Below are 304 nucleotides of genomic sequence, written 5' to 3'. Positions count from 1 at the left end.
GCGTTTGATGATTTCAACCGAACAATCAATCGCCTCTTTTATCGATTGTGCAAATGATGGGCCAGTGTATCCACCATTACAAAGTATATTTGTCACTTTATCCAATATTTCAGTATGGCGTTTGCGCATTTGGATAGCGCCCTCTCGGTCCGTTATATTCGCAGTTGTGACTTCTATAGCATGAATAAGCTCATTGGTGTCTACAGCGATATGTCGTTTGATTCCTCACACTTTCTTTCCAGCATCATAGCCTTTTTCACCAGCTATCCATGTGTTTTTCACGCTTTGTGCATCTACGATGCAG

Annotated in this window: 1 pseudogene; it reads right to left on the bottom strand. The window is 41.8% G+C overall.

The features are described 5' to 3' along the window. Positions 1 to 304: pseudogene (locus ACQRBL_RS32775) on the bottom strand (transposase); the annotation flags it as partial.

The organism is Bacillus sp. AF62, from assembly GCF_050312695.1.
Classification (GTDB): Bacteria; Bacillota; Bacilli; order Bacillales; family Bacillaceae_G; genus Bacillus_A; species Bacillus_A cereus.
This window is presented reverse-complemented; position numbering and strand designations above follow the sequence as displayed.